The 7,057-nt window shown below is 71.2% G+C and carries 5 protein-coding genes and 1 pseudogene; 1 reads left to right on the top strand and 5 read right to left on the bottom strand.

Annotated elements, in window-relative coordinates; translation table 11 throughout:
• The 3 genes from VFN12_RS06520 to VFN12_RS06510 form a co-directional block, all read right to left on the bottom strand.
• A partial coding sequence (locus VFN12_RS06520) for a xanthine dehydrogenase family protein molybdopterin-binding subunit (RefSeq protein WP_325117806.1) occupies window positions 1–1,940 on the bottom strand: 1,940 nt, incomplete at its 3' end.
• Window positions 1,937–2,401, bottom strand: coding sequence for a (2Fe-2S)-binding protein (locus VFN12_RS06515; protein WP_325117805.1), 465 nt, complete (start codon window positions 2,399–2,401; stop codon window positions 1,937–1,939). The genes VFN12_RS06515 and VFN12_RS06520, both read right to left, overlap by 4 nt.
• A 206-nt stretch (window positions 2,402–2,607) precedes the next feature.
• Complete coding sequence (locus VFN12_RS06510; RefSeq protein ID WP_325117804.1) at window positions 2,608–3,228, bottom strand: CGNR zinc finger domain-containing protein; 621 nt, start codon at window positions 3,226–3,228, stop codon at window positions 2,608–2,610.
• A 94-nt stretch (window positions 3,229–3,322) separates the two neighbouring features.
• Here VFN12_RS06510 and VFN12_RS06505 point away from each other — a divergent pair, with 94 nt between their 5' ends.
• The gene (locus tag VFN12_RS06505) at window positions 3,323–3,964 is read left to right on the top strand and encodes a hypothetical protein (protein WP_325117803.1); all 642 of its coding nucleotides are present in this window, start codon (window positions 3,323–3,325) and stop codon (window positions 3,962–3,964) included.
• Window positions 3,965–3,983: 19 nt separating this feature from the next.
• Here VFN12_RS06505 and VFN12_RS06500 read toward each other — a convergent pair whose 3' ends face one another.
• Together VFN12_RS06500 and VFN12_RS06495 are read right to left on the bottom strand one after the other, a co-directional pair.
• Window positions 3,984–6,347, bottom strand: coding sequence for a CocE/NonD family hydrolase (locus tag VFN12_RS06500; protein ID WP_325117802.1), 2,364 nt, complete (start codon window positions 6,345–6,347; stop codon window positions 3,984–3,986).
• A gap of 203 nt (window positions 6,348–6,550) precedes the next feature.
• Window positions 6,551–7,057 (bottom strand): annotated as a pseudogene (locus VFN12_RS06495) (helix-turn-helix domain-containing protein); the annotation flags it as partial.

Genomic DNA, 7,057 nt, shown 5'->3' with positions numbered 1-7,057 from the left:
GAGAAGTTGACCGGGTCGTAGGTCGCGTCCGAGTCCAGTGACGGCTCGACCCCGTCGGGCAGGTTGTGCGCGGCGAACACCGCAGTGGCGATCTCGCCGATGGCCATGCCCTGGTCGGTGCCGCGGACCCCGAACCGCCCGTCGGAGAACTCGAGGTCGTCGGCCGAGGCCTCGAGCAGGTGGGCCGCGATCGGCTTCGCCTTCTCGATCACCTTGTCGGCCGCGCGGACCAGCGCCTCTCCCCCGACCACCAGGGACCGGGAGCCGTAGGTGTCGAGCCCCTTGTGGGCGACCTGGGTGTCGCCGTGCAGGACCTCGACGTCCTCGAAGGCCACGCCGAGCCGGTCGGCGACGATCTGGCTGAACGCCGTCTCGTGGCCCTGGCCGTGCGCACTGGCGCCGGTGATGACCTCGACCTTGCCGGTCGCGAGCATCCGCACGCTGGCGTGCTCCCAGCCGCCGGCGCCGTAGTCGAGCGACCCGAGCACCCGCGAGGGCGCCAGGCCGCACATCTCGGTGAACGTGGAGATGCCGATGCCGAGCTGGACCGGGTCGCCGTCGTCGCGGCGCTTCTTCTGCTCGGCCCGCAGCTCGTCGTACCCGAAGAGCTCCTTGGCCCGGGCCGTCGCGGCCTCGTAGTTGCCGGAGTCGTACTCCAGCCCGGCCACCGTCGTGAAGGGGAACTCCTCGTGCTTGATCCAGTTCTTCTCGCGGATCTCGAGCGGGTCGACGCCCACCTCGGTGGCCAGCTCGTCCATCATCCGCTCGATGCCGTACGTCGCCTCCGGGCGTCCCGCGCCCCGGTAGGCGTCGGTCCACGTCTTGTTGGTGAGGACGGTCTGGCAGTTGAACTGGTAGGCGGGGAACTTGTAGATCGCGTTGAACATGAAGGCGCCGAGCACCGGCACCCCGCCGCCGACCAGCGAGACGTGTGACCCGAGGTCGGCCAGCAGGTCGACCTTGAAGCCGGTCACCGTGCCGTCCTTCTCGGCGGACAGGGTGAGCCGCTGCCACTGGTCGCGCCCATGGTGGGCGGCCACCAGCGACTCGCTGCGGGTCTCGGTGTACTTCACCGGCTTGCCCAGGCGGCGCGCCGCGGCGACCGCGATCCACTCCTCCGGGGTGGTCTGCAGCTTGCCGCCGAAGCCACCACCGACGTCCGGCGCGATCACCCGGATCTTGGACTCGGGGATCCCGGTGGTGGCCGCGAGCGCGAACCGCAGGATGTGCGGGATCTGGGTGGCCGACCACATGGTCAGCTGCTCGCCGGTGGGGTCGACCACGACCGAGCGGGGTTCCATGAAGGCCGGGATCAGCCGCTGCTGGCGGTACTCCCGCTCGATGACGATGCCGTCGCCGCGGGCCTTCTCGATGGCCTCGTCGACGTTGCCGCCGGTGCCAGCCTCGGCGGAGTCGAACTTCCAGAAGGCACTCTTGTTGGTGCCGAGGTCGGGGTGGGCGAGCGCCCCCCCGTTGTCGGCATCAGCGGCAGCGGCCTCCTTGAGGTCGAGGGCAGCCGGCAGCTCGTCGTAGTCCACGTCGACGAGCTCGGCGGCGTCCCGCGCCGCGGCGGCGCTGCGGGCCACCACGACGGCCACGATCTCGCCGGCGAAGGACACGCGGTCGACCGCCACCGGCGTGTGGGTCGGCGCCTTCTGGTCGGGGGTGATCGGCCAGGCGTTGATCAGCACGCCCTGCTCCTCGGCGACGTCCTGGCCGGTGAGCACGGCGACGACGTTCGGTGAGGCCTTCGCCTCCGCCACGTCGATCGAGCTGATGGTCGCGTGGGCGAAGGGGCTGCGCACCATCGCCAGGTGCAGCATCCCGGGAAGGACGAGGTTGTCGGTCCACCGGGTGCGACCGGTGATCAGCCGCTGGTCCTCCTTGCGGCGCCGGTCCCGCCCGATCTCGGCGGTGGGTCGTTCCTGCGTGGCGGTCATGCGGGGTCACCCGCCGCGTGCTGAACGGCCTTCACGATGTTGTGGTAGCCGGTGCACCGGCACAGGTTGCCCTCGAGGCCGAGCCGGATCTCCTCCTCGGTCGGGTTCGGGTTCTCCTTGAGGAGGTCGACGCTCTGCATGATCATCCCGGGCGTGCAGAACCCGCACTGCAGGCCGTGGCACTCGCGGAACGCCTCCTGCACCTTGTGCAGCTGTCCGTTCTGCGCGAGGCCCTCGATGGTGGTGACCTCACCGCCGTCGGCCTGGACGGCGAGCACGTTGCACGACTTGACGCTGGTGCCGTCGAGGTGCACGGTGCACGCGCCGCAGTTGCTCGTGTCGCACCCGATGACGGTGCCGGTCTTGCCGAGCTTCTCGCGCAGGTACTGCACGAGGAGCATGCGGGGTTCGACGTCGTCGGAGACCTGGTCCCCGTCGACGGTGAGGCTGATCTTGGTCATGAGGAGTCCTCCGCGCATGGACGGCCGGGGTGATGCCGGTCACGCTAGGACGAGAAGGTTGGCGAAAGGTTGGGGTCAGGCCGCCCGGAGCGACGGAGTCGCTCCGGGCGAGGCTGTCCCGGTCGAGCAAGCACCGCGGCCGAGGAACGAGGTCGCGACGAGTGGGTCGAGGCCCGGTGACCCGACAGCGAACCCCAGCCCCGGCGTCACCCGCGAACCTGGCGGCGCCGCGCGTGGGCGCGAGCCTTGGACCGGTTGCCACACCACTCCATGCGACACCAGCGGCGACGACCGGCCCGGTCGATGAAGAGCCAGCCGCAGTCCTGCCCCGGACACGCCCGTACCCGACTGGCGTCGGCCGTGCCGAGAAAGAGGAGGCAGCGCCAGGCGACCGCGTCGAGTGGCCGTCGCACGCCCTCGGCGAACTCCAGGGTGACGGGCGGCCCCCACCGCAGGCTGGCGGCAGCGATCGCCTCGCCGGCCAGCTCCTGCACGGTCCCGAGCGCCGTCGCGGCAGCCCTTCCCTCCGGGCTCAGGAGATCGTGAACCGCGGATCTCAGCTGCTTCGCCCGGTCCAGGGTCTTGTCCGCAGCCGCCGGATCGCGGCGCCCAGCGCGACGCAGCGCGTCCACGCCGGCATCAGTGACCAGTCCCGCACTCGCAGACCAGAGCACGAGGTGGTCGTACGACTGGAGATACTCGCGCGCTGATGCTGCTGATGGCCGGTCCCAGCCCGCGAACGTGTTGACCAGGTCCACGGCGGCATCGCCGCCGATCGCCCGAGGCAGGACCAGTCCGTCACGCTCGTACCGAACGCTGAGGGCCATGTGGACCGACTCCCGATTGACCGTGTTTCCCTGCCTGAGGATACTAACCAGATATGGGTGTGTGTGCGGTTAGTTGCCCGGGGTGCGTCCTGAGATGACATTCGGGGTTGCTGACCTCACTCGGTGGCTGCTGGCCCTGCTGGTGTCGGTCGCCGCGCTGAGCGGCTGCCGGCGCGACGAGCCGGCGCCCGGGCCCGAGCCGATGACGGCGGCCCAGGTGCAGGAGGTGCTGGCCCGGGACGGCCCCTCGGGAGACGGGCGGTTCCCGGGCGGCACGTTCACCTTCGGATCGCCGTTCGACAACTCCGACTCGCCGTTCGACGACGCCGACACGGCTGACGGCTCCGGCATCAGCGGGCGGGTGGCATCGGCCTCGTGGGACATCTACTGGCACCGCAACGACGGCGATGTCGGTTCCTGGGGCGTCGGGATCGACGTGCTCCGCACGCCCGGGCGTGCGGCTCGTGCGCTCGACGAGGAGGCAGCGTTCTGGTGTCCCGGCGATCGACGCGAGGTCCAGGACCTCGGCGGGGGCGGCCTGACCGACGTACGCGCGTCCTCGTGCCGTCGGGCCGGAGGTGACGGCTTCTACGCCACGCTCGACGCAACCGACGGGCAGGTCCTGACCAGCCTCACCGTCGGCGGCCCGACGCGGCGGTCGGCGGTGGCCGCCCTCCGCGCCGTGTGGCCCGCGATCCGTGACGCCGTGGTCCGGGTGCACGCGTCGCTCGGCTGAGGGCGGCGTACCCCGGCGGCTAGCGCGACGACGTCTGGTTGGTGAACGGTACGGCCGGCCGGCAGGGCTGGTTGCGCAGGCTGGGGCAGGGGGGCGCCGCCGAACCGATGGTCACGTCGGGCACGACCGGCAGGACGAGCCGCGAGGGGAACTGGCGCGAGGAGGCGATGTAGACGTCCGAGGTGGTCCCGGGCGGCTGGGTCTCGTCGAAGGACCAGATCGGCTGCGTCCCGTTGGGGGCCGAGACCGTGAGCCTGAGCTGTGAGCCGGCGCGGTAGCCGTGGCCCTGGAAGTACAGCGGGATCACCACCTTCGTGTACTCGTCCTGCGGCATCGGCTCCACGTCACTGGCCAGCATGCTCGGGATCGGCTCGAGCAGCGTGCTGGGCTGCTTGAACATGTTGTCCGTGGTGGTCGAGAGCTTGCGTCCGCTGGCCCGCAGCCATCCGTTCTGGACGAAGGTCTCCTGGCCGTCGCGCACCTCGGAGACCGTCGCCTGCAGGTCGACGTCCGCGGTCGACGAGCGCACCCACAGCTCCACGGCTCCCGCTCCGACCGTGGTCACGTCCTGGGTCAGCGGGGCGGAGAGGTAGGAGACCGCGGTGCCCGGCTTGTTCTGCTGCCAGTCCCAGCTCCACTGCGAGGCGTTGCCCCACAGCCCACCGGTCCCCGTGCCGCCGGTGTAGTCGGTCTTCGGCAGGGCCGTCGCGTCGGAGGTGTACCAGTCGACGTGCTGCTTGCTCGGGGCACTCCCGGCCAGGCCCCCCTTCGCGCGGAGGTACCAGGACCGGGCCTTCACTCCCGGCACCGGGAGGGTGTCGAACGACCGCTCGTACGCCGGGTAGGGGTTGCCCGGGGTGCGGGTGCCGGTGGGCGAGGCGCCCGCGCCGTTGTCGAAGAGCACCCGCACCGGCGGGGCCTTCTCGAACTCCTCGAGCGCCAGGTCGTAGGTCGGCATCGCCTGGACCGGGTCGGGGGGCAGCGTGATCGGGTCGCTCTCCGGGGTGCCCAGGGCCGCCTGGTAGACCAGTGGCGCGGACGCCCGTACGACGGCCTGGTTGACCGCCGGCGCCTGCTTGGCGACGTACAGCGAGAGGAAGTCGTACCAGCGGTTGAACGTCTCGGGGTCGAGCGAGTCGATGTGCGCACCGTTGGTGAAGGTGAACCACTTCTTGTCGGTCCCCGTGAAGTGGGAGACCAGGGCAGGGCAGTGGCCGCCGGTCTGTTCGTCCTGCCACTGGCAGGCCATGAACACGGGGACGTCGATCTTGTCGACGAAGGTGATCGGGTCGAGCGGGTCGGCGACCTCCGGAACGTAGTGGTCGTTCTGACGGATCTTCTCCATCAGGTCGGCGGCCTCGCCGTGGAGCTCCTGGTTCGCCTCGCAGGTCTCATCGCCCTCGGCGATCCGCTGCTCGGCGTAGGGCTGGGTGCCGCTCGCGCCGGTGCCGGCGGGCTGGGCCTGCTGCTGCCGTTCCTTGGCCCACGCGACGGCGAAGCCGGTGTTGAGGACGCCGCCCGGGTAGAGCGTGGTGGCGGTGGCGTCGAGGACCGACAGCGGAGAGATCGCGGCCAGGCTGGGTGGCCGGAGCTGCGCGGTGAAGAGCTGACTGATGCCGCCGTAGGAGATGCCCATCATGCCGACCTTGTGGCCCTTGACCCACGGCTGGCGGGCGATGGTCTCGATGACGTCGTAGCCGTCGAGGTTCTGCAGCGGTTCGAAGAAGTCGAAGGCGCCGCCCGAGCACCCGGTGCCACGCATGCTGACGTCGACGACCGCGAACCCCATCAGGTTGGCGAGTGCGGCGATGCCGCTGTTCGGGCCGGAGGGATCGGCGTACCCGTAGCCGGAGTACTCGATGAGCGTGGGATACGGCGGCATGTAGGCCGGGCCGTTGGGGACGGGGAGGCCCTCGGGGAGTCCGCCGACGCCGGCGGGACGGGTCGGCGGGTGCACGGTGAGCGCGAGCTGGGTGCCGTCGCGGGTGGTCAGGTAGGAGTAGCCCTCACTCGGGATGGACTGGTCGTAGATGCTCGGGTCCCAGGGTTCGGCGGCCTCGGAGTGGACCGTCACGGGTTCCGACGTGATGCCGGTGCCCTCCTCGCGGACCTGGTAGCCCTCGCCCGGTGCCACCTCGCGGAACAGCACCCCGCCGAGCGAGTTGGCCTGCTGGGTGCCCACCGACGCGCCCTGGTCGTCGACGAGCGTGGCACTCGCGCCGGGCGGCAGCCCGACGACGTACACCTGCCGGGCGCTGCCGTGCGCGGTGAACCCGTCGTCCGCCCGGGCACTCGGCGTGGCCACCGTGGACAGGCCGACAAGCACCAACGAGAGTGCGGCCAGCACAGCCAGGAGTCGGGTCCGCTGAGCAACTGTCGCCACAGGGCATCTCCTTGGTCGCCTGACCCGACGAGGAGCCCAGGCAGCGGGGGCGCGTACGTGCGTCCAACGAGGCTTGGGCGCCGGAGGTCACGCGGCTGGTCCCGGGTGGCCTCCTGGGCGAGGCCGTGGAGACGCCGCGAGCAGCGGCGACATTGCTGGCGACGAGGGCCGTACCTCTGGGAGGGCGCGCGGCAGCAGCCTGGTCAGCGGCGGCCGGCCGCGAGCCGTCCCTTGAGCAGCGCCTTGGCGGGGTGGCCCCGCTCCCCGAGTGCGGCCAGGCAGGTCTCGAGCACCTGGTCGTCGTACGGCGCGAGCTCGCTGTAGCGCAGGACCGCGCTCGGGTCGGGCTGGGCGAGCAGCGCCTCACGGACGCTGACCGCGAGGTACTCGGCCAGCTCCATGAGCGCCGGCGCCTCGGTCCCGGGCAACAGGTCACCGGAGTACGCCGCCACGGCCGCCCGCACCTCGCCCCGGCGGAGCAGGGCCAGCACGTCGTCGACGTCGAGCCGGGTGGGCATGGTGAGCCGGTAGGGACGGGAGGCGAGCTGGCCGCCGAGGGCGGAGCGGAGGTGGGACACCTCGGCCTTGAGGGTGGACAGCGTGACCGGCTGGTCGCCGTAGACAAGCGCATGCAGCTGTTCGACCGACAGGCCCTCGGGGTGCATCGCCAGCAGGGCGAGGATCTCGGTCTGGCGACGGTTGAGCAGCAG

It is taken from the genome of Nocardioides sp. (genome assembly GCF_035703625.1).
Taxonomy (GTDB): Bacteria; Actinomycetota; Actinomycetes; order Propionibacteriales; family Nocardioidaceae; genus Nocardioides.
The sequence above is the reverse complement of the archived record's forward strand: the minus strand, read 5'-3'. Positions and strand labels throughout refer to the sequence as shown.

Bases quoted from the DNA above. Each gene is read 5' to 3' on its own strand.
- VFN12_RS06510 (WP_325117804.1), bottom strand. From the start codon at position 3,228: ATGGCCCTCAGCGTTCGGTACGAGCGTGACGGACTGGTCCTGCCTCGG.
- VFN12_RS06505 (WP_325117803.1), top strand. From the start codon at position 3,323: ATGACATTCGGGGTTGCTGACCTCACTCGGTGGCTGCTGGCCCTGCTG.
- VFN12_RS06515 (WP_325117805.1), bottom strand. From the start codon at position 2,401: ATGACCAAGATCAGCCTCACCGTCGACGGGGACCAGGTCTCCGACGAC.